A 21,650-nucleotide genomic window follows, 5' to 3' on the forward strand; every position below is an offset into this window, starting at 1 on the left:
TGAAAATTATGTTAGCAAAAAGAATCATACCCTGCTTAGATATTAAAAACGGTAGAACCGTGAAAGGTATTAATTTCGTTGATTTACGTGATGCAGGAGATCCCGTAGAACTGGCAGAAATCTATAGCAAAGAAGGTGCAGATGAATTGGTTTTTTTAGATATCTCTGCAACGGAACAAAAACGTAAAACCTTAGCGAATTTAGTATTTTGCGTAGCGGAAAAAGTAAATATTCCTTTTACCGTTGGTGGCGGCATTTCTTCTATTGAAGATGTAGATATTTTACTTCAGAACGGAGCTGATAAAGTATCTATCAATTCCTCGGCCGTAAAGAATCCGCAACTAATTAATGATTTGTCGGCCAAATTCGGCTCGCAATGTATTGTGGTAGCCATAGATGCGAAACAGATTGATGGTGAATGGATTGTACATTTAGTAGGTGGTAAAGTGCCTACTGAACGAAAATTGTTTGAGTGGGCCAAAGAAGTGGAAGAACGTGGTGCAGGTGAAATATTATTTACCTCTATGGATCATGACGGCACAAAAGATGGCTTTGCTAATGAAGCGCTTGCAAAACTATCCACTAATCTGAATATTCCTATTATAGCTTCGGGTGGAGCAGGTAACAAGCAGCATTTTACGGATACCTTTGTAAAAGGTAAAGCAGATGCAGCATTGGCTGCCAGTGTATTTCACTTTAAGGAAATAGGAATTAAAGAGTTAAAGGAAGAGTTGAAGGAAAACGGAATTCCTATTAGGCTATAGTTGTAAGTTCACTTTGGCTTGTGCTCAGTAAGGGTAGATGAAAAGTAGCATGTGACTGTTATTTTGGAGGCAGTCGAATTGATTGGAACAGAGAAGGTCTTCGACTGTGCGCAGCCTTACAAATTGATAGAAAAGAGTATAAGTAATGAAAAAAATAGGATTAATCGGCGGAATCACATGGCAGTCCACGCAATTATATTATCAGTTGCTAAATAGCAAGATAGCGGAAGAATTGGGTGGACAAAGCTCTTGTGAGTGTGTACTAGAATCTGTGAATTTTGAGGATATAGCCGAAAAACAGACAAAAGGTAATTGGGATACCCTTCATGCCCAAATGACGGAAATTGCATTACGACTTCAAAAGGCTGGTGCCGAAGTTATTCTAATCTGCGCCAACACCATGCACTTAAGTGTGCCTGCCATTAAAGAAAAGATAACCATTCCTTTATTACATATAGCTGAAGTAGCTGGTAAAGTAGTTAAAGAAAAGGGATGTAAAAAAGTAGTGTTACTGGGAACAAAATATACCATGGAACTGGACTTTTACAAAGACATTCTTAAAAACCAGTTTGGTATCGAAGTATTGGTTCCAAATGAGGCGGACCGAAACATTGTACATCATATCATTTATGAGGAGCTTTCAAAAGGAATTATATCTGAAGACTCAAAACATGAGTATTTGAACATCATAAAGAAGGCTGAAAAAGAAGGCGCACAAGGAGTGATTTTAGGCTGTACGGAAATACCATTATTAATTCAACAAGAAGATTGTGATATAGTGGTTATTGATACCACCAAAGAACATGCCTATGCCGCGGTGGCCTTTGCACTTTCATAATTTGGTTGATGAAAAATGATAAAAAATTAAAACCTAATAACATCCTGAACAATCCTTGACGGGAAACGTAGTCGAAAGGAATGGAACTCGAAAGGTCTTTGACTCCACTCAAATGGCATGTACTGGCAACAGGCTGACAAATAAAAAATATAATGATTGAAAATAACATGAAATTTAATAACCCAAACTGGGAGAAAACGACTGACGGATTAATCCCTGCCATCATACAAGATGCCCGCACCAAAAATGTATTGATGCTAGGCTATATGAATGCGGAAGCGTTGGAGAAAACTCAAAAATCTAATAGAGTGACCTTTTACAGCCGCTCCAAGAAGCGTTTATGGACAAAAGGGGAAGAGAGTGGTAATTTCCTCAATCTTGTTACTATTAAAAATGACTGTGATAATGATTCACTTCTTATAACTGTGAATCCAGTTGGTCCAACTTGCCATAAAGGAACGGATACCTGTTGGGAAGAAGAAAACACTTCTAATTTTGGTTTCTTCTCTGAACTGGAAAGTACGATAGAAGAGCGTCGTACCGCTGCGGATGGTAGTAAGTCTTATGTGGCCTCATTATTTGATAAAGGTATTAACAAGATTGCCCAAAAAGTAGGTGAGGAAGCTGTAGAAACGGTGATTGAAGCTATGGACAATAATGATGAATTATTCCTCTACGAAAGTGGCGATTTACTTTTTCACTACCTTATACTTTTACAGGCAAAAGGATTTACCTTGAAAGATATTGAGGCTGAGTTAATGAAGAGGAAAAAGTAAGTGATTTAATTAATCATTTTAGCACTATATAAGAAGTTAAATAAGTCCTAGCTTTTAACGTGGTCATGTCAGAGTTTATTACTAAGCGTAGCTGTCGTGAAAGTTTAGTATAGAGATTGTTGGTTCCGAATGCTGTAACCAATCTGACATAGTTATCCTTTGAAGATAGCAGTAAATGAGCTAAATCAGTAATTGCTATTTCTAAGGTAACCAAACTTTGAATTTCATTTTCTAATTTTAAAAACTGTTCATTTAGTCCTGAAAAATTTGTTTGATGGTCGTATTGAGTGGGTTGTTTTAAATCGTCATAAAGTTCTAATTGCACAAAGACATCCTCTAAAAATAGTTCAAAATCATAAATTATAATCTTGCATTTTTGTTTCGCAACCCTTACTATTTCATCAAGTATTGCTTGTGATTTGGCATAATAAAGAGAACCTGCAAACGTAACGATGTCAAAAACATCAGCATCAAAATTTAATTCATTAGCATGTATTATTTCATAAGTTACGTTGGGGTGGTCAAAAGATTTATCTAACATATCACTACTAGAATCGATACCTAAAACTTTGTTACAGTAATGTACTAAAGCAATAGAAGATTGGCCGGTACCACAACCAATATCTAATCCTACATCATATTTTTTATTAGATTTTAAATTTGTTTTTAGAATTTCTGAATGTAAATAAGGCCGATATGCGGCATAATGTAGCGCTGTAATTTGATCATATTCTTTTAACATAGTAAAGTATTGGTCAGCAACTACTACTAACAAATTTTGGCTTAATAGTACTGTGTTTGTGTAAATAAAGCATGTTACAAAGTTAAAATTTCCGCTCCATTACGACATAATCAATTCCCTTTTTTGAAAAGTAGGTATGGGTTACCCTCATACCGAATTTAGTATAATAGTTAATCTTGTTTACTCTGGCATTACACCACATTCTGGATAATTTTTCCTGTTGGACTATTCGCATAATTTCATTTAATAGTAGGGTGCCATACCCTTTTCCTTGATATTCAGTACATGTAGCGAATTTCCGAAACTGTACTTCTTTATGTTTCACAAACAAAGACACTACTGAAATCAATGTTTCATTTAAAAATAGACCGAAGTGTCTTCCTATGGCATCATTAGGTAATATAACAAAATCAATTGGTTCATTTGGCCACAGGACTTCATGGCGAATAGGCGCCGTCTCTTCAGCTGTTATTTCAATAATATTTATCATTCAAATAGTAGCTGATTGATAATCTTTAGCCCCCCACGCATCCAAACTTTTTAAAATTGCTTTTAGGGAACTTCCTTTTTCGCTTAAGGTATATTCAACCTTTGGAGGAACTACGGGAAAAACCTCTCTTTGAACGAGTCCGTCTTTTTCTAGTTCACGTACCGTTTGAGTGAACATTTTGTTTGAGATTCCGGGTATTTTTTTTTGTAAAATTCCCGAACGTAATGAACCTTCTATAAGATGGAAGAGTACGATTGGTTTCCATTTGGTACCAATTAAATTCATAGTATGGTCTAGGGGACAAAATTTTTCTTGATTCATTTTACTTTTAACTATCTAATAATCATCAATTAACTCGTTTAGGTAACTATACTACTTTTTGGTTAGTTATTGCAATTAAGACAAATATAGTTTTATTTTGTACTATAAAAATAGACTAGAGCGTATCCAAAATCATTCTCGCATATAGGTATTACCGTACCGAAAATAGACAAAGCCGTAAAATTCTATTCTGAGGTAATGGGCTGGTACGTAATTATGTCTCCATCTAAAGTGAAAAAGGAAGCGGATACCGCAATTGGCCAAATGTGTATCGATGTCTTCGGTGACAATTGGGAAGAATTTGAAATTGCCCATATGTCCACATCGGATGGTATCGGAATAGAACTGTTCTCTTTTCCACATGGAGTAAAAGAGGCACCTGAATTTAATCCATTTCGTACTGGACTCTTTCACTTTTGTGTGCAAGACCCGAATATTGAAGACCTTATTGAAAAAATCGTAGCCCATGGTGGGAAGCAGCGAATGCCCATTCGATCATATTATCCGAATGATAAACCTTATAAAATGTGTTATGTCGAAGACCCCTTCGGTATTGTGTTCGAAATATACACCCATAGCTACGAATTGACCTATTCATCTGGAGCCTATTCTAACTAAAAATTACTGGCATTATAAAATTAGGCGATTGGTTTTTGATAGTAAATCAATTGCCTTACTATCAAATATGGTTAGAGTAAGCTATTGACTATCAATTAATTTTGTTGCGTTGAGTTAATCTGGTTTTATTTTTTCTAAATTTAGAATCTCTTTTCACCACCATACCACAAAGAATTTTTCATACTCCGTATCGTTTTTTCTCATCCAAACCATCGGTGAACTTTGATTAAAATGACGCAATTCAATTTCAGGTAGTATTGTATTATAAGAAGTCCATTCTATAGTTTTATATGGTTGTATAACCCATTGACTTTTAGGGGGAATATAGAATTGGTAAGATGAAAAAGAATCGCTGTGTAAGTCCGCCAGTCGTAACCAATACCCTACAATGCAATTCGGGTTCAACGGATGTATAGTACTAGTCTGGCTCCCATATGGCTCAAATAGTTGCGCTTTATAACAGGTTTGATGAACGATTTTAGAGGAATCTATACCTATATCGACAAGTGCTTTAGAACCAACTTTTGAATGGAGTAAGGTAAATTGTTTATCTCTTATTTTGACCATTTTGGTAAAGAACGTATCCCGTTTGTTAGGACCAATAAGTTGGTGAATGGGTTCTTGGATATCGGGATTTATAATGTAAAATTTATAGGTCAGTTCTACATGTACGATTTGTTCGGTAGCTTTTTCCCTAAGTATAAAATCAATTTCTCCTAAGGTCTGTTTTCCTTCCCGTATGGGTAAATTATGAACTAGCACCTCATAGTGTTGACAATAGTCTAACAACTGTTTACAGACATATTCCATTTGGTGTCCCAAGCGAATATGTTGTGGTACAGGAGCAGGGGAGAAGTTCGTCAAATCCACCTCTGGAAACTCAAATTGCTGTATGCCAAGCTGAGAATTCATCCAAATAGGCGGAGTAGTAAGAAAGTCATTGAATTGGATTTTGGTTATTGGTTGTTCGTTGATAGTTAGTTGATTTTAGTTGTTGGATAAGAGTTTAAATCAGAGTTATTTCGTCTCAGCTCTATCTCCTTTAGCATTTGATACGGTAACTGAGCGTAGCCGAAGTTACTTTATATTTCACAATTGAATAGAACTAGCATACTTAAACAACAACGTTAACATTTCCCAAATACGACGGGCATCCAATTGAAATGTGTTAATTTTATAGTATGGCTATGAATGTAAGAAAAGGATATCGATTTCAGAATTATGAAGCTCCCGAACAATCAATTTTTGATAGACTTTTTGATGTTTTTCAAGAGCTAATTACGCATACTTCGGGTGATTTTGATGAAGCTATCGATTGGTTACGGGAATTGGATAAGGAATATGAACTGACTACAGAAGAGTACACGATTGAAAGTTTTATAGAGGAATTAAAGTCAAAAGGATATATACGAGAAGAGTTTGAAGATGGAGAAGGCGATGGAGAAAAGGGAGAGAATGAAGACGGGGGCGGAACCATTTCTATTACCGCTAAAATGGAACGTATTATTAGACAGCATGCGCTAGACCAAATTTTTGGGAAGTTAAAACGAAGTGGGGCAGGAAACCATAAAACTGGTAAATCTGGTCAAGGGGATGAGCATACAGGTGATTTTCGAGAATACCGCTATGGTGACGGCTTGGAGCATATTTCCATGACCGAGAGTCTCAAAAATGCCCAAATTAACCATGGAATAGGTAGTTTTCAATTGAGTGAGGAAGATTTAGTCGTAGAGGACACCCAATACAAAGCACAGATGAGCACTGTGTTAATGATCGACATTAGCCATAGTATGATTCTTTATGGTGAAGACCGTATCACCCCTGCTAAAAAAGTGGCCATGGCCTTAGCAGAACTCATTACCACTAGATACCCAAAGGACACGCTTGATATTTTAGTCTTTGGAAACGATGCTTGGCCAATTCCTATAAAGGATTTACCTTATTTAAAAGTCGGACCCTATCATACCAACACTGTTGCTGGTTTGCAATTGGCAATGGATATGCTACGAAGAAAACGGAATACCAATAAGCAGATTTTTATGATCACCGATGGGAAACCAAGTTGCTTACGTATGCCTGACGGTACGTATTATAAGAATAGTGTGGGTCTTGATGATTTTATTGTAGAAAAATGTTACAATAAAGCACGAGAGGCTCGTAAACTACATATACCTATTACTACGTTTATGATAGCACAAGATCCGTATTTAATGCAGTTTATCCGTCATTTTACAGAAGCGAATAAAGGCAAGGCTTTCTTCACAGGTCTTAAAGGATTAGGAGAAATGATATTTGAGGATTATGAAGCGAATAGAAAGAAGAGGTTAAAATAGGTGCAGCAGCGATCACTTATCATATTCTTACTCTATTGGAGATTTAATAAAGCAGAAATCGGAATTTAAAATAAAATAATTTTTGGTTGTCTAGAAATGCTACCAACCAACAACTATCAACAAAAAAATGAATCATACAGAAATACATACATTAGGGCAATTAGTAAAGGCCGGATATCAAACCAAAAAAATAAAGGATGAACTACGTGATAACCTTCGACAAAATATAATATCGGGGAAGGATAGTTTCGAGGGTGTTTGGGGTTATGAAGATTCCGTAATTCCAGAGTTGGAACGTGCCATTCTTTCCCGCCATAATATCAACTTTTTAGGATTACGTGGACAGGCTAAAACACGATTGGCCAGATTAATGGTCAACCTGTTGGATGAATGGATTCCAATAGTAGCAGGTTCTGAAATTAATGACGACCCGCTACTACCAATGTCACGTTATGCTCTTGAACTTGTTGCTGAAAAAGGTGATGATACTCCAATTTCTTGGTTGCACCGTGAAGATCGCTTTTATGAAAAACTAGCTACACCAGATGTAACTGTTGCCGATTTGATTGGAGACGTTGACCCAATTAAAGCGGCGAACTTAAAACTATCGTATGCAGATGACCGGGTGATTCATTTTGGAATGATACCTCGTGCTAACCGTTGTATTTTCGTCATCAATGAATTGCCAGATTTACAGGCGCGAATTCAAGTATCGTTGTTTAATATTTTACAGGAAGGTGATATCCAAATACGTGGCTTTAAACTGCGATTACCACTAGACCTTCAATTTATTTTTACCGCCAACCCTGAAGATTACACGAATAGAGGGAGTATTGTTACACCCTTAAAAGATAGGATTGGATCACAGATACTTACCCATTATCCTGAGGATATTGAAACAGCACGTAAGATTACAGAACAAGAATCTAAATTAGATGCTAGACAATTAGAAAGTATATATGTACCCGATTTAGCAAAAGATTTATTAGAGCAAGTTAGTTTTGAGGCCCGCGAGAGCGAGTATGTAGATGCTAAAAGTGGGGTGAGCGCACGTACCAGTATTACCGCTTTTGAAAACCTGTTAAGTACTGCAGAGCGCAGAACTTTATTGAATGGTGCAGATAGTACTATAGTACGTTTAAGCGATTTTACTGGAATTATTCCTGCAATAACAGGTAAGATAGAATTGGTTTATGAAGGAGAACAGGAAGGGGCAGATGGTGTTGCTGAAATTTTGATAGATGATGCAGTGAAGTCATTGTTTCCAAATTACTTTCCAAAAATCAAGAAGTTAGAACGTAAAGATGAAGAAACCGTTTATGACGAGTTATTGCATTGGTTCTTTCAAAGTGAAGGATTTGAAATCTTAGATGATTTCACAGATGAGGAATATAAACGTGCTTTAGACAGTATACCTGCTTTAAATCAATTAATTAAAGACCATCAGCCGGAGTATCCAGAAAAAGATATCTATTTTTTAAAGGAACTGTTATTATGGGGTTTGGTATCCTACAAAAAACTAAATAAGCAAAGATTCACGGATGGATATGAATTTAAAGATTTGTATAGCAGTTTTTTAAATGGAATTTAACACCTATGCAGTAAAATAGAAAAGCCCTTTCATAATGAAAGGGCTTTTCTATTTATAGGCCTTAGACTTTATTTCCAATGATCAACATGCTGATTCATATCATCGAAAAGATACGTGCCTACAATTTGCTTCCTATAACTTACGGCTAAAAAAGTTAGTATTAAAAGTACAGCATATAACACTAATATGAAATATCCCAACGGTAAAAAAGTACTGGGTATAAGGTGATTATCAAAATCGTTATAGCTTTTTAATATGATAAGTGTATCCACTAATTTATATACATAAACAAAAGATATAAAGTACAATATATATTCAAGGGTACGCATTGGTGGGTCGCTCAATTCATCTTCCTTTATCTTAAACCATAACACATAGAGAAAAACAAAATGTACTATCGATAATAGTGGGAATATGTAATTTTCTATTTTAAAAAAGTAAAATTTGTTAGTGTATAAGCCGTAAAAGCTCAAAATATTTAAAAGTATTAATACACTTAAAGAAATAATTAAGGTGTATTTCCATGTCAATAATCCTTTTATAAAACTCATATAAAGAAGGTTTTACGCCTTGGGAAACAATTAACCCAAGTATTAGAACGATTATGTTTTTCCTTTATTTTAAACAATACGATGAACTGTAGGGAAATAATGATAAAAAACTTAAACAGCGTTCTTTACTTCAACCAACCATTTGATATAGAGTATTTTGCGTACCACATCAACAAGAATCCTATTATTATTACGGCGATTGGTAATAAAAGATCCACAAGTCCTAAATCTAGTACTGCATCACTTAAGAAAAATATATAAAACTGTTGTCCTAAAATTCCTATTAATGAAAGAATGAAAAAGAATTCCGTTATTCTTTTTCTGATCAATAGAGCTATTGCACCCAAAGTTCCAGCAAATACAGCTAATGCATAAGCTATACTACCCCAAAAGGATCTAGTTTCATAAAAGTTCCGATTCGTTTCACTCAATACTTCCAATTGTGAGGGATCTAATAGCAATTCACTTATGAAAGCCATTACGCCGACTAAATTCCATAAAAGAGCCAATATGGCTATTATCAAAAACCATATTGAGGGGCTAGTTTTTAAATTGCTCATAATATTGGTTGTTTTTGTTTGTTCTAAAATACAAAAAAATGATACTTTTTTTTACTTTCACTAAGAAAGGGCAACAATAGAATACATTTGCGAAATAATAGACAATTCTAAAATGAGTCATTTTCACAATTATTATTTAATCCGTTTAGAGTATTTAGGCTTTAGATATAGTGGGTGGCAAATACAACCCAAGCAGCGTACTATAGCCGGTATGTTAGACAAAACCTTTACGTTTTTATATTCAAGTAAGAAATTTAAAATATTGGGAGCAGGTAGAACTGATGCTAAAGTATCAGCACTAGACGCCGCTTTTGAACTTTTTCTTGAAGAACCATTAGAAGAGTTAGATACTTTTCTAATCGATTTTAATAAAAACCTGCCTGCAGATATTCGATTACGCTCTATTGAGGCGGTAAACTCAGACTTCAATATCATTAAGGATAGTAAAAGCAAAGAATATCATTATTTTTTTTCCTTCGGAAAAAAAAATCACCCCTTTAGCGCACCGTTCATAACCAATTATATCGACCAACTTAATTTGGAAATGATGAAGGAAGGAGCAGCATTATTTCAGGGTACTCATGATTTTTCGGTTTTTACAGCAGCACTAAAGCCGAATGCCAAAAGAATTCGAAGTATAGAATCTTGCTGTATTGAGAAGAACAGCCTATTGAAAGCTAATTTTTTTCCTGAAGAAAGCTATGTATTAAAAATTTATGGTGAAGGGTTTATGCGGTATCAAATACGTATGATTATGGGAGCTTTGGTGCAAATCGGTAAAAATGAACTTTCTCTTGAACAAATCATGGATTCATTGAAACCAGGTAGTGATATGAAACTTACAACTATTGCTCCTGGATCTGGTCTTTTATTAAACCAAGTTAATTTCAATGGTTAGTCTGCAGTTTTAGTATATTTAATAAAAAATATTACTACATGGCGCTTGGTAAAAAGCTCGTATTTCCGAAAAGAAAAAAGAAGAAGTCTCGTGTGCAGAACAAAATGGGAAAAGCTCCGGGAACCATTAGCTATATGGGCGATAAGGAACGTTCGGATAGTGTTATTTTTAGTACTTTTTATAATACGGATGGTTTTCAAACTAAGGAATTTAGGACTTTAGATGAATTTTTAAAATCGGAACAAACAGGTCATATTTCTTGGGTAAATATAATTGGTATTTCTGATGAACCTTTTATCGAACGACTAGGTAAACACTATAACTTGAACCCTTTGGTACTCGAAGATGTTGTGAATACTGAACAACGCCCAAAGATTGATGAATATGAGGATTATATTTTCGGTGTGTTTAAAATGCTCTATATATCAGAAGAAGATGAAATTGTAGGGGAACATGTAGCCCTTGTATTACTTGAGAATACAGTTTTAGTTTTTCAAGAAGTAAAAGAAGATGTTTTTAATGGATTACGTGATCGTATTACCGGTAAAATGGGTCGTATTAGAAGCAGAGGTGCAGATTATTTGTTTTTTGCTTTGCTTGATGCTATTGTAGATAATTACTTTTTAGTCATTGAAAATTTAAATCATAGAATTGAAGTTTTAGAAGAAGATGTATATAATAATCCAGAACCAATTGTTGCTAAAAACATTCAGCAATTAAAAAAAGAAATATTAAAGATTAGACGGTGGATTTACCCAGTAAAGGAATTAATCAGTAGACTGATAGATTCTGAACATCCCCTAATAAAAAAGGATACAAAATTATTTTTACGAGATGTTCATGATCATACAGTAGAAATTAATGAGAGCTTGCAGATATACCGTGAAATGTCTATGAGTTTGATGGAAATGTACATGAGTAACATGAGCAATAAAATGAACGAAGTCATGAAGGTCTTAACCATAATGGCGTCTATATTTATCCCACTAACTTTTATTGCTGGTGTTTATGGAATGAATTTTGAGCATATGCCAGAGTTACACTTCAGATATGGATACTATGTGGTTTGGGTAGTAATGATTATTCTATTTATAGGAATGATGTTATATTTCAAAAAGAAAAAGTGGTTATAATAGATGTGCCCCACATAAGATTTTGCAGAAATAACTTTTTAGTAAATCAATTAAATAATTTTTGATTTGAATAAGGTCTAGCATTGTGTTGTGTATTTGTTTTAGACTTATAATATATTTAATAACAAGAAGTTACTGTAATCATATATATGAATACTTTAAGTTAAATAGTCATACGATATAGGGCGTCAAGTGTTCTGAAAAGGAATATTATTATTCTTTAAATTAAAAAAGGTGGGTCATAGAATCTTCACAATTTCAATAGCTTGTTTATTTTTAGCAACTAGAAATTTAACCGCATAAAATATTTATCCGTAAGTCTTAAAAGCAAAAATTTCTAAAGCATATACAATTAATAGCAGGGTTAAATTGATCAGAGGTATAGTAGAAATTAGTGTGTAGAGGTTAAATTCGATGGAGAGAAATAAAAAAGACTAGGTGGAATTGACCAAGAAAGAATATTGGATTGTCTTGTAACAATTAGCAAGACAATCATGCTTTAAATAAATAGGGAGTATACTTAGCAACAAGAAAAAGAGCCGGAATATGGCTCTTTTTTCAGTTCAATATGTTAACTGCTATTATTCAAACAAGTCTGAAGACAAATAACGGTCCCCTCGGTCACAAACAATAGAAACAATTACGCCATGCTCTAATTCTGCTGCCAAACGCAAGGCAACAGTAGCAGCGCCACCACTACTCATACCAGAAAAGATACCCTCTTCTTTAGCAAGTCTTTTAGCCATTGATTTAGCTTCTTTCTCACTAACTTCCATAATTAGATCAACCTTAGTGGCATCAAAAATTTTCGGTAAATATTCTTTAGGCCATTTTCTTATTCCAGGTATACTAGAATTATCGGTTGGTTGTACACCAACTATCTGCACCTCATTATTCTTTTCTTTAAGGTAAGTTGAAGTACCCATAATTGTACCTGTAGTGCCCATAGAGGAAACAAAATGGGTTACGTTACCCTCTGTTTCATTCCAGATTTCTGGGCCCGTAGTTTTATAATGGGCTTTCCAGTTATCAGGGTTGCCAAATTGGTTCATTATTATATACCCTTCTTTCTCAACTTTGCTTTCTGCATAATCACGAGCACCCTCTATGCCAACATCAGCAGGAGTAAGGGTGACTTTAGCACCATAGGCACGCATGGTTTGTACGCGTTCTTTGGTAGCATTTTCAGGCATGACGAGTTCTATATCTAGACCGTAAATACCAGCTATCATAGCCAATGCGATTCCAGTATTACCACTGGTAGCCTCAATAAGTTTATCATTGGCATTAAAATCACCACGTTCTAAACCGGTTTTAATCATATTAAATGCGGCTCGGTCCTTTACACTACCACCAGGGTTGTGACCTTCCATCTTAAAGTACAACGTAACATTAGGGTTTGTGTTAAGAACCCTAGATTTTACCAGTGGGGTATTACCGATTAAGGATAGTATTGAATTAGACATGGGGTAACGTTTTTATTTTAATTTCTGGTGTATGAAATACAGTAGAATGAGCTGGTACAGAGGCTGTAATCCATGCATTTCCACCAATTACACTATTGACACCAATAATGGTATCACCACCTAAAATAGTAGCATTAGCATAAATTGTAACATTGTTTTCAATAGTTGGATGACGTTTAGTCTTCTGAAGATTCTTGGCAACAAAAAGTCCACCTAAGGTAACCCCTTGATAGATTTTAACATCATTCTTTATAATTGCGGTTTCTCCAATAACTACGCCCGTACCATGATCAATATGGAACGATTTACCAATTTTCGCCCCCGGATTGATATCGACACCTGTTTGCCTATGTGCATATTCGGTCATTAATCTTGGGACCAACGGGAATCCGAAATTATATAGCTCATGTGCTAATCGATATACTGAAATCGCATAAAAACCAGGATACGCCATATATACTTCTTCAATAGATAGCGACGCAGGGTCACAATTTACAGTTGCTTCTGCATCTAAATTCAGACTTTCCAACACATGGGGAAGTTTTTCAACATAATTTTCCCATATTTTTTTACAGGGCTTATCACTTTCCCAACAAGCCAGATCAACAAGCTCGTCAAACTGCTCTTGAAGTTTACCTAAATTGTCGGCAACAGGAGTTTCAATATCGAACAACGTATAAAAAAGGAGGTCAGTGAATTTTTCAACATTTCTTTTTAAACGAAATCTAAGATTAGGCTGTTTCTTGTGAGCGTTAATTTTTTCGATTATCGATTGATGGTTCATGGATATACTTTAGTCCGTCAAAATTAACCAAATAACTAAAAGGACTTCTCATCTATTGGTTAACTTTAGCTTAAAATCACAAGAGCTAGGTCGTATGTTAGAATCAACTATTACAGAGAGTACCTTACAATTTTTAAATACACTTAAAATAAACAACAATAGAGCGTGGTTTAATGATCATAAAAAGCAATTTAAAAAAGAGGATGATAGTATGAAGATTTTCTTTAACCATCTACTCGTAAAGCTAAAAATTCATGATGAAATCGAGCGTTTAAAAGTATTTAGAATTTATAGAGATGTTCGCTTTTCTAAAAACAAAACTCCCTATAAGAATAGTTTTTCAGCTTCTTACGCTAGGTCAGGGCAACACCGTCGTGGCGGTTATTATGTGCATATAGAGCCCGGTGCTAGTTTTATTGCTACAGGTTTCTGGAATCCAGAAAAACACGATTTACTCCGTATTAGAAAAGAGTGGGAGATTGACACCGTTGAACTTGTAAATGTCATCGAAAATTCTGCATTTAAAAATACCTGGGGGCCAATGTTAGGTGAAGAATTAAAAACTGCTCCTAAGGGTTTCGATAAGGAAGATTCGAATATAGAATTCATTCGAAAAAAGCAATTTATATTTAAAATAAATTTTACAGATAAAGAGGTGTTGGCCGATAGTTTTGCAGACCAGCTAAATGAAAGCTTTAAGACTATACGACCTTATTTCGATTTAATGAGTACTGTTTTAACGACCAATTTGAATGGTGAATCGCTATTGGACTAAATGCAATTTATCAAAATATTGTAGTTGATCTTGTAATCGTTTTATGACCATATTCATCATTCGTTTATTGAATGCTGAAGAATTTTTACTATAAAGTTCATATTCTTCCGCTGTGAATTGACCTATAATCATTCCTTTTAATGAATTTCTGAATTTTAAATCTTTTTGTATGGTATTGGTAATATAATCCATCCGTTTATCAAGCTTAACCTCATAAAAGGTATTCTTCATCTTTTTGATGTAATTCTGAAATGATATTAGAAATAAATCGTTCTGTAATTTTAATATAGGCCGTAACGTTTGGTTCTGAAAACGTTCATCTTCACTCATATTAGGGACTATTTTAGCAGAAGGAATTAAGGGTCGTATCGATAGTAATTTCTGAGATCTGTCCATTTCTTTTATTGATTTTACTTAAAGATACATATTCGGAAAATACTTAAATAAAAGGAACTGATAAGTTTTTAATCTATTATCAACAACCTTGATATCAGATTAAAATTTCTACTATAGAAATTCGGAAAATTGCAATTACTACACATACATATTATCAAAATGTAACTAAATTCTAATGGTAATTTTAATATTTGTAATTCTGTGGGGTTACTTTGAAAAAGTAGTATTATTCTTGATTTTCGGTATAACTTTATAATATATTTTTATAAAAATTAGGGCTATGAGATTTCATACTAGAAAATTAGTTAAACCTGGTGATTTAAATTCAAACGGGACTTTATTTGGTGGTCGGTTGTTAGCATGGATAGATGAAGAAGCTGCCCTATATGCTATCGTTCAACTGGAGAATGGTAAAATAGTGACCAAGTACATGTCGGAAATTAATTTTATGAGCGCTGCAAAACAGGGCGATGTTATTGAAATTGGTATAGAAGTTGTAAAATTTGGCAAAACATCATTGACCTTAAACTGTGAGGTTCGTAATAAAATGAACCACGAAACTATTGTAACGGTTGATAATATTATTATGGTAAACCTGGGTGACAACGGAAAACCTAAACCTCATGATAAATCGAAAGTTGAATATGTAAAAGATCGTTTAGCTGCCTTAGGAGAAGAAGATTAGCTTTCGCTAATCTCTTTTGCAACGGCTTGAACTTCATCAAGTACACGCAGCAGATTCTCCCCCCATAATTTGGCAATTTCGTCTTGCGTATAACCACGCTCTACAAGTTCTAAGGTTACGTTAAAGGTTTCAGATGCATCATTCCAACCTTCAATACCGCCACCTCCATCAAAATCTGAACTTATACCGACATGGTCTATTCCTATTAACTTTACCATATAATCAATGTGGTTTACAAAATCCGTCACATTAACCGCTACTGGAGCTTCAGGTTGGTGTTTGACAAGGTTTTTGCCAATTTTGAGAACCTTAGGGTAATTCTCCAAATAGGATTCTTTTTCGACCTCTGTCAAACTAGAGATTTGAGAACGCTCATACCAATCAATTCCTAAAGAATCTGCCACTTGATTATAGATTGATTTCATATATACTGACCTAGCTTTATGCTTCTCGGTATTTAAATATGAACTGAAGGCTACAGTTTGAACAACACCACCATTTTCTTTCATCAACATTAATTGTTCATCATCTAAATTTCTACTATGATTACAAAGTGCTCTGGCAGAAGAATGTGATGCAATTATTGGAGCTTTTGACAGTGCTATCATTTGCTTCATTGCTTCCTTTGAAGGATGAGAAACATCAATCATAATTCCAAGTCTATTTAATTCATTAACAGCGCTTTTACCCAATTCACTTAAACCATTATGTAACCAAATGTCATCAGCCTCACCGGTATTTGAATCTGAGAATTGACTATGACCGTTATGCGCTAAAGAGATGTATCGTGCACCTAAATCGTAAAATGTCTTAAACTGACTCATATCAGTTCCTATGGGATATGCATTTTCTACACCAATCATAGCAACCTTCTTACCTGAACCCACTATTTCACGAACATCAGAAGAGGTTAATGCCAAGGCAATTTCATCTGGTGCAATATCCTCGCAAAGCCTATGAATGGCTTCAAATTTCTGTATGGCATTCTGTTTTGCCTTTTCATAACCTATATCGGTAAGGGAATCTTGCCCTGTGTAAACAATTAGCCAACTAACATCTAATCCACCTTCTTTCATTTTAGGTAAATTAACTTGAGTTTCAAGGCGTTTGGTATAATTAATACTATCTGTAAAGTTATTGACATTGATATCGTTATGCGTATCAATTGTAATTACCTCTTCATGTATTCGTTTTGCTTTTTCATGCATAGTTTCTTCCAATTCCTTTGTCTTTTCTGCACAAGAAAATATCGATAATACGCATAATAAATAGGTCAATGATTTCATTGGTTGTTTTTTAGACCTACAATTTAAGAGTATTCACAACAAATAACCAACCCTAGAAAACATTTTATTGTTGACCGAAGTATAAAGGCGCATTTTTAAATTCTTAAAGAATCCTTAAATTCCATTAATTAAAGAATCATATTTTATGTCCATTTCAAAAAGTAAGGATTTAATCGGTCAATTGTCAAATCTGGAACGTACGGTAAGTGAATTTTCATTTGAAGAATTAAGTACGCAAGATTCCAAGGTGATACAATCGTATTTTAACAGCTTTAGAAATAGCTTAGAAAGTCATATTTATAATCGAAATAATGGAACTAATCTTAAAGAACAGGTAGTTGAAAAAGAGGAAGTCGAAAAAGAACTACCTAATAAAAATCAATTTATTGCACATGTTAGCAATCAAATTAGAACTCCATTGAATAGTATAATTGGCTTTGCAAATCTTTTGAACGAAGAAAAGTTAAATACCAGTCAACACAAAAAAGTTCAAGCCATACAATTCGCTTCAATTTCGCTACTAAATCTTATTGATGAAGTTTTTGAATATTCTAAAATTTCTACGGGGTATATTAATTTTGAAACTATCGATTTTAATCTTCAGGGGTTACTAAACGATGTCATGTTTTTATGTGAGACCTTGATGGTTGATAGACAAATAGAATTGATTATTGATATAGATGAAAATGTGCCTAAAATTATTAAAGGCGATCCTTCAAAATTATCTGAAGTACTACTAAACGTATTGGGCAACTCTATCAAATTTATAAATCAAGGTTACATTAAATTAGGAGTTTCCGCTAAAGAATGCGACGAAAATCAATTCATTTTAAAATTTTCAGTTGCTGATACAGGTATCGGTATAGCCAAAGAGAAACTTGAAACAATTTTTAATTGTTATGCACAAGCTAAGGATGACACTTTTGTAACGTATTGTGGTACTGGTTTGGGCTTATCAATAACTAAAGAAATCGTTGAAAAGCAAAATGGTGAAATTGATATTATAAGTGAAGAAGGTATAGGTACTACCATAACCTTTAGTATTCCTTACGCTACAGGTAATATTAGTAATAGACCTGTTATACAAAATGAAAATTCAGACATTGAAAAAGGGAAAATAGTATTATCTGGAACTGAAATTTTGGTTTTTGAGGATAATTTAATGAATCAACACTTAATTAAAGCACAGTTAACTAAATGGGGCTGTAAGGTATATACCCATGCAAATCTAAAAGAAGGATTAAGCATTCTGGCTACTAAGAAAATTGACCTCATTTTAATGGATTTGAAGATGCCCAATCTAAACGGTTTTGACATTTCAAAAGTACTTAGAGCACATAAAGATGTACATATCAACACTGTGCCAATTGTAGCATTTAGTGCAGATTTTACAGAGCAAGACAGTAAGGATTGTAAAGAAATAGGAATGAATGATTTTCTGTTAAAGCCTTACACGTTAGATGAATTGATGTCAACTATTATAAAAAATAAAAGAGAAGAAGATACATCTATGAAGGTCGAGCACCTACTTCAAAAAATAATGATAGAACCGAAAGAAACCACTAGAGTTGACCTAAACGGACTTTTACAAGATTGTTTTGGTGAAATAGAAATTTTAAATGAGCTAATTAAACTTTTTAAAATGAATGCTCTTGAATTTAGTGGTAATGTAAAACTTCATTTACAAACCGATAACCTGAAGGAAGTTGCATTCGCAGCCCATAAACTAAAGGCTGGTTTTGCAATGTTGAAGGCAAATGGTATGCGACAATTAATCGTAGAATTAGAGGCGCAATGCAAAGCCAACAGACCAAATGAGGTTAAAGAATTGTATCAGTTATTCTTGAATGATTATCCGCTGCTAGAGCAAAACCTTGATACTAATTTGGCTGGATTAAATAAAATATAATAATGGGTAAACGTGTATTATTAGCAGATGATGATCAACTTTTAGCTTCGTTGCTAAACTTTAGGCTAAAAAAAAGTGGTTATGATGTACACCATTCCTCAAACGGTAAAGAGGTTAAGGAATATCTTAAAACTGAAAGACCTGATATTATTGTAAGTGATATCATGATGCCATATTTTTCTGGTATTGAGCTAATAGATTTCGTGAGAAATGAATTAAAATTAAATACACCGATTATTATAATTTCATCTGCAGGTAATGAACAGAATGTGTTAAGTGCATTTGAACTAGGTGCAAATGATTTTATCACAAAACCAGTAAGTCCAACCGAATTATTAGTACGTGTTGGAAGAGAAATAAATAAATAAAATTTGTTAATTCCCCTCAAACAAATCAAAATAACGCTAATTACAGCCCCAGAATTCAATGTTGAATTCTTAGGGTGGCTAACGCTTGTATTCTTAATCCTAGCGGTAGTATATTTTGTTGGAACTTTCTTCATTAGAAATAGCATTGGCACGTATAATGGGCGTTCTAAGGATAAGAAAATGGAATTTTCTCCTATAATCAGTGAGTTTCTATTTTATGAAGACTCTAATAGTAAGGAAGAAAAAAAGAATTATTTGAATCTTAAAGTACAAATTAGGGATTCTATCAAAGACAATTTTGATAGAATTATATTAACCGAAGTGCTTTTAGATTTACGTAAAGATCTATCGGGGCAATCACAGACTGTTCTAATTGAACTCTATAAGGATTTGGAGCTACATGCTACTGCATATGAAAAACTATCTAGTAGAAGATGGCAGGTTGTATCTAGCGGAATTTTGGAATTAACAGCAATGGAAGTATTGGATTCGTATGCCCTTATTCTAAAATTTATAAATCATAGACAAAGTACTATTCGTAAGCAGGCCGAAAAAGCGGTTGTGACTTTAAAGGAAGAAGGTATTAATTATTTTCTAGATAATACTAAATACAAAATTTCTGAATGGCAACAATTAAAGTTGTTAGATGTTCTTAGGCACAAACAAAATTTTGACCCTCCACAGTTTAGTCTTTGGTTGACCTCGACCAATACCCATGTTGTTCTTTTTTCATTAAGACTGATAAAATATTATAAGCAGAGTGATGCAGTACAATCTATTATTACGCTATTAAAACATAAGAATGGGGCTATACAATTAGAAGCTATTGATTGTATTAAAGAATTCTATTTTGAAGAAGCTATACCTACATTGAAAATGGTCTATCCTAGAGCTAATAATGATGCTAAAATAGCAATCTTAGATACACTTGGAGAGATTGGTTCAATAACTGAGGTTGAATTCTTAAAGCTATTAGAGAAAAAAGAAAAGAATTTCAATGTTAAGAGTAAGGTTATAAGTACTCTAAATAAGATTAATCCAGAGAGTATTCTTCCTACTAAAAATATTAAAGAGGATAATTATTTTACAAGCGACCTTGTTGAGGAAACCGAACTTAATGTCGAATCAACCATTATAGATATAGAATATGAAGCAGACTCATCGGTACTTGTATCGCACAATACTATTGATATTAACGAAAGTCTAAAAATAGAAAAGCCTATTCCTTTTGAAATTACTAAATGTGGTGGGGTGCTGAATGATGATGATTTTAGTCATAATCTATTAATTGATACTTCACTAATAGTTCCCGTCTCTATCGAAAAGACAGAAGAAAAAACATTCCCTAATATACTTAATACTGATCCTAATAATTCTATTAATAATTTGGATAGTTCAGCAAAAACTGAGGATGAATTATTCATCGAATTTTCACCATTAGTGCTTTCTGAAATTGATGCAGCGATAGCGATACCCAATGATATACATAATGATATTGAACCAATGTTTTCGCTTGATAATAATTTTGTAAGTGAAATTCATACAACCGATAATAACTCGTTTGATGCTGTAAAAAATGATTTTATCGAATTAGATTGGTTTTCAATTTCAAAAATGGAACCTGCAGATGTTGCAGAAGAATTGAATACAGACCCAGATCCGTTGATCACTTTTGAAAACGATTCTATTTCATTTTCCGCAAATTTCATGGAAGAAGCAGAACTTGAAACTATGGTTTTTTTAGAAAATATTGCAGATATGGGTGATAGCCGAGAGTTACCCACACTTCATCAATTATTAGCTGCTAACACATCTCCACTTGTTTTAGAGCGAATTAATGAATTGATACATAAATTCTCATATCAATCGCCACGCCCTAATGATATGTTCTCTTCTGATAATGATTTATCTAGTAGTGTTTTTACTGAAATTTTTAATTTATCAGATACTGAAACCAAATTAATACTCTTAGACGAAATTAAAAGTGTAGGTGATGAAAAGGAAATTCAGTTATTAGAATCCTTGATTGAAAATGAAAACAATGAAATCGCAACCACTGCAAGTAAGGTTTTAAATCATATTCTAGCCCAAACTGCTAAATTAGAATTTACAAAAGTTGGAAGAACTAATGATTCAATTTTCGAATTAGACTTTGAATTAGAAATAGAAACGTCTCGTAGTCACCTTGTAGGCTTCCCCGTCTGTAGGCTTCCCCATAAGTAGGACAGTTAATAATTCGAATTTACTAACTTTAAATTCAAACTGTCATCATGAAAAGCAGCAAGTTTAGCGAGAGCCAGATTATTAAAGCTCTAAAGGAAAATGAACAAGGAAGGTCGGTAGGAGATGTATCGAGAGAGTTAGGT

The 21,650-nt window shown here is 33.9% G+C and carries 23 protein-coding genes and 1 pseudogene; 14 read left to right on the forward strand and 10 right to left on the reverse strand.

Annotated elements, in window-relative coordinates; genetic code table 11:
* The first annotated feature begins 8 nt into the window (after positions 1-8).
* The 3 genes from hisF to hisIE all read left to right on the forward strand — a co-directional run bounded on the left by hisF (position 9) and on the right by hisIE (position 2,378).
* Positions 9-764: an imidazole glycerol phosphate synthase subunit HisF gene (gene hisF, locus ES765_RS10585; protein ID WP_138113995.1), complete on the forward strand. Its 756-nt coding sequence runs from the start codon at positions 9-11 to the stop codon at positions 762-764.
* A gap of 145 nt (positions 765-909) precedes the next feature.
* Positions 910-1,602 carry an aspartate/glutamate racemase family protein gene (locus tag ES765_RS10590; RefSeq protein WP_138113997.1) on the forward strand — a complete coding sequence of 231 codons (693 nt, stop codon included), beginning with the start codon at positions 910-912 and terminating at the stop codon, positions 1,600-1,602.
* A gap of 152 nt (positions 1,603-1,754) precedes the next feature.
* Positions 1,755-2,378: a bifunctional phosphoribosyl-AMP cyclohydrolase/phosphoribosyl-ATP diphosphatase HisIE gene (hisIE, locus tag ES765_RS10595; protein WP_249356321.1), complete on the forward strand. Its 624-nt coding sequence runs from the start codon at positions 1,755-1,757 to the stop codon at positions 2,376-2,378.
* Positions 2,379-2,391: 13 nt separating this feature from the next.
* Here hisIE and ES765_RS10600 read toward each other — a convergent pair whose 3' ends face one another.
* From ES765_RS10600 to ES765_RS10610, 3 genes are all read right to left on the reverse strand, one after another.
* Positions 2,392-3,120: a class I SAM-dependent methyltransferase gene (locus ES765_RS10600; RefSeq protein WP_138114002.1), complete on the reverse strand. Its 729-nt coding sequence runs from the start codon at positions 3,118-3,120 to the stop codon at positions 2,392-2,394.
* Positions 3,121-3,202: 82 nt separating this feature from the next.
* Positions 3,203-3,610 carry a GNAT family N-acetyltransferase gene (locus ES765_RS10605; RefSeq protein ID WP_249356324.1) on the reverse strand — a complete coding sequence of 136 codons (408 nt, stop codon included), beginning with the start codon at positions 3,608-3,610 and terminating at the stop codon, positions 3,203-3,205.
* A complete protein-coding gene (locus ES765_RS10610) occupies positions 3,611-3,931 on the reverse strand; it encodes a winged helix-turn-helix transcriptional regulator (protein WP_138114006.1) in 321 nt (106 codons plus the stop codon). It abuts the gene before it with no gap.
* 123 nt (positions 3,932-4,054) lie between these two features.
* Between ES765_RS10610 and ES765_RS10615 the strand changes: the two are divergent.
* Positions 4,055-4,549 (forward strand): annotated as a pseudogene (locus tag ES765_RS10615) (lactoylglutathione lyase family protein); the annotation flags it as partial.
* A 153-nt stretch (positions 4,550-4,702) separates the two neighbouring features.
* Here the strand turns inward: ES765_RS10615 and ES765_RS10620 are convergent.
* The gene (locus tag ES765_RS10620) at positions 4,703-5,461 is read right to left on the reverse strand and encodes a DUF1853 family protein (RefSeq protein ID WP_138114012.1); all 759 of its coding nucleotides are present in this window, start codon (positions 5,459-5,461) and stop codon (positions 4,703-4,705) included.
* Positions 5,462-5,730: 269 nt separating this feature from the next.
* Between ES765_RS10620 and ES765_RS10625 the strand changes: the two genes are divergently transcribed.
* Complete coding sequence (locus tag ES765_RS10625) at positions 5,731-6,882, forward strand: vWA domain-containing protein (protein ID WP_138114015.1); 1,152 nt, start codon at positions 5,731-5,733, stop codon at positions 6,880-6,882.
* A gap of 127 nt (positions 6,883-7,009) precedes the next feature.
* The gene (locus tag ES765_RS10630; RefSeq protein ID WP_138114018.1) at positions 7,010-8,473 is read left to right on the forward strand and encodes a magnesium chelatase; all 1,464 of its coding nucleotides are present in this window, start codon (positions 7,010-7,012) and stop codon (positions 8,471-8,473) included.
* A 68-nt stretch (positions 8,474-8,541) separates the two neighbouring features.
* On the opposite strand, the gene ES765_RS10635 is transcribed toward ES765_RS10630, so the two are convergent.
* Positions 8,542-9,024, reverse strand: coding sequence for a hypothetical protein (locus ES765_RS10635; RefSeq protein ID WP_138114021.1), 483 nt, complete (start codon positions 9,022-9,024; stop codon positions 8,542-8,544).
* Between the two features lie 125 nt (positions 9,025-9,149).
* Positions 9,150-9,584, reverse strand: a complete 435-nt coding sequence (locus ES765_RS10640; RefSeq protein ID WP_138114024.1) for a hypothetical protein — start codon at positions 9,582-9,584, stop codon at positions 9,150-9,152.
* 112 nt (positions 9,585-9,696) lie between these two features.
* Between ES765_RS10640 and truA the strand changes: the two genes are divergently transcribed.
* Positions 9,697-10,482: a tRNA pseudouridine(38-40) synthase TruA gene (gene truA, locus ES765_RS10645; protein WP_138114027.1), complete on the forward strand. Its 786-nt coding sequence runs from the start codon at positions 9,697-9,699 to the stop codon at positions 10,480-10,482.
* Between the two features lie 38 nt (positions 10,483-10,520).
* Complete coding sequence (gene corA, locus ES765_RS10650) at positions 10,521-11,615, forward strand: magnesium/cobalt transporter CorA (protein WP_138114030.1); 1,095 nt, start codon at positions 10,521-10,523, stop codon at positions 11,613-11,615.
* Between the two features lie 581 nt (positions 11,616-12,196).
* On the opposite strand, the gene cysM is transcribed toward corA, so the two are convergent.
* A complete protein-coding gene (cysM, locus tag ES765_RS10655; protein WP_138114033.1) occupies positions 12,197-13,081 on the reverse strand; it encodes a cysteine synthase CysM in 885 nt (294 codons plus the stop codon).
* The gene (gene epsC, locus ES765_RS10660) at positions 13,074-13,865 is read right to left on the reverse strand and encodes a serine O-acetyltransferase EpsC (RefSeq protein WP_138114037.1); all 792 of its coding nucleotides are present in this window, start codon (positions 13,863-13,865) and stop codon (positions 13,074-13,076) included. The genes cysM and epsC overlap by 8 nt, the downstream gene beginning before the upstream one ends.
* Before the next feature lie 94 nt (positions 13,866-13,959).
* Here epsC and ES765_RS10665 point away from each other — a divergent pair, with 94 nt between their 5' ends.
* Positions 13,960-14,640, forward strand: a complete 681-nt coding sequence (locus ES765_RS10665) for a DUF2461 domain-containing protein (protein ID WP_138114040.1) — start codon at positions 13,960-13,962, stop codon at positions 14,638-14,640.
* Here ES765_RS10665 and ES765_RS10670 read toward each other — a convergent pair.
* Positions 14,629-15,036, reverse strand: a complete 408-nt coding sequence (locus ES765_RS10670) for a glyoxalase (protein WP_138114043.1) — start codon at positions 15,034-15,036, stop codon at positions 14,629-14,631. The genes ES765_RS10665 and ES765_RS10670 overlap by 12 nt on opposite strands.
* Before the next feature lie 280 nt (positions 15,037-15,316).
* Between ES765_RS10670 and ES765_RS10675 the strand changes: the two genes are divergently transcribed.
* A complete protein-coding gene (locus ES765_RS10675) occupies positions 15,317-15,721 on the forward strand; it encodes an acyl-CoA thioesterase (RefSeq protein ID WP_138114046.1) in 405 nt (134 codons plus the stop codon).
* Here the strand turns inward: ES765_RS10675 and ES765_RS10680 are convergent.
* Entirely contained in the window at positions 15,718-17,007 is a 1,290-nt protein-coding gene (locus tag ES765_RS10680; RefSeq protein ID WP_138114049.1) for a dipeptidase, read from the reverse strand. The two genes, ES765_RS10675 and ES765_RS10680, sit on opposite strands and share 4 nt — an antisense overlap.
* Positions 17,008-17,152: 145 nt before the next feature.
* On the opposite strand from ES765_RS10680, the gene ES765_RS10685 reads away from it, so the two are divergent.
* The 4 genes from ES765_RS10685 to ES765_RS22900 all read left to right on the forward strand — a co-directional run.
* Entirely contained in the window at positions 17,153-18,916 is a 1,764-nt protein-coding gene (locus tag ES765_RS10685) for a response regulator (RefSeq protein ID WP_138114052.1), read from the forward strand.
* A gap of 2 nt (positions 18,917-18,918) precedes the next feature.
* A complete protein-coding gene (locus ES765_RS10690) occupies positions 18,919-19,284 on the forward strand; it encodes a response regulator transcription factor (RefSeq protein WP_138114054.1) in 366 nt (121 codons plus the stop codon).
* Between the two features lie 3 nt (positions 19,285-19,287).
* Complete coding sequence (locus ES765_RS10695) at positions 19,288-21,507, forward strand: HEAT repeat domain-containing protein (RefSeq protein ID WP_138114057.1); 2,220 nt, start codon at positions 19,288-19,290, stop codon at positions 21,505-21,507.
* A gap of 47 nt (positions 21,508-21,554) precedes the next feature.
* A partial coding sequence (locus ES765_RS22900) for a transposase (RefSeq protein WP_171017281.1) occupies positions 21,555-21,650 on the forward strand: 96 nt, incomplete at its 3' end.

This window comes from Maribacter sp. ACAM166, from assembly GCF_005771495.1.
Taxonomy (GTDB): Bacteria; Bacteroidota; Bacteroidia; order Flavobacteriales; family Flavobacteriaceae; genus Maribacter.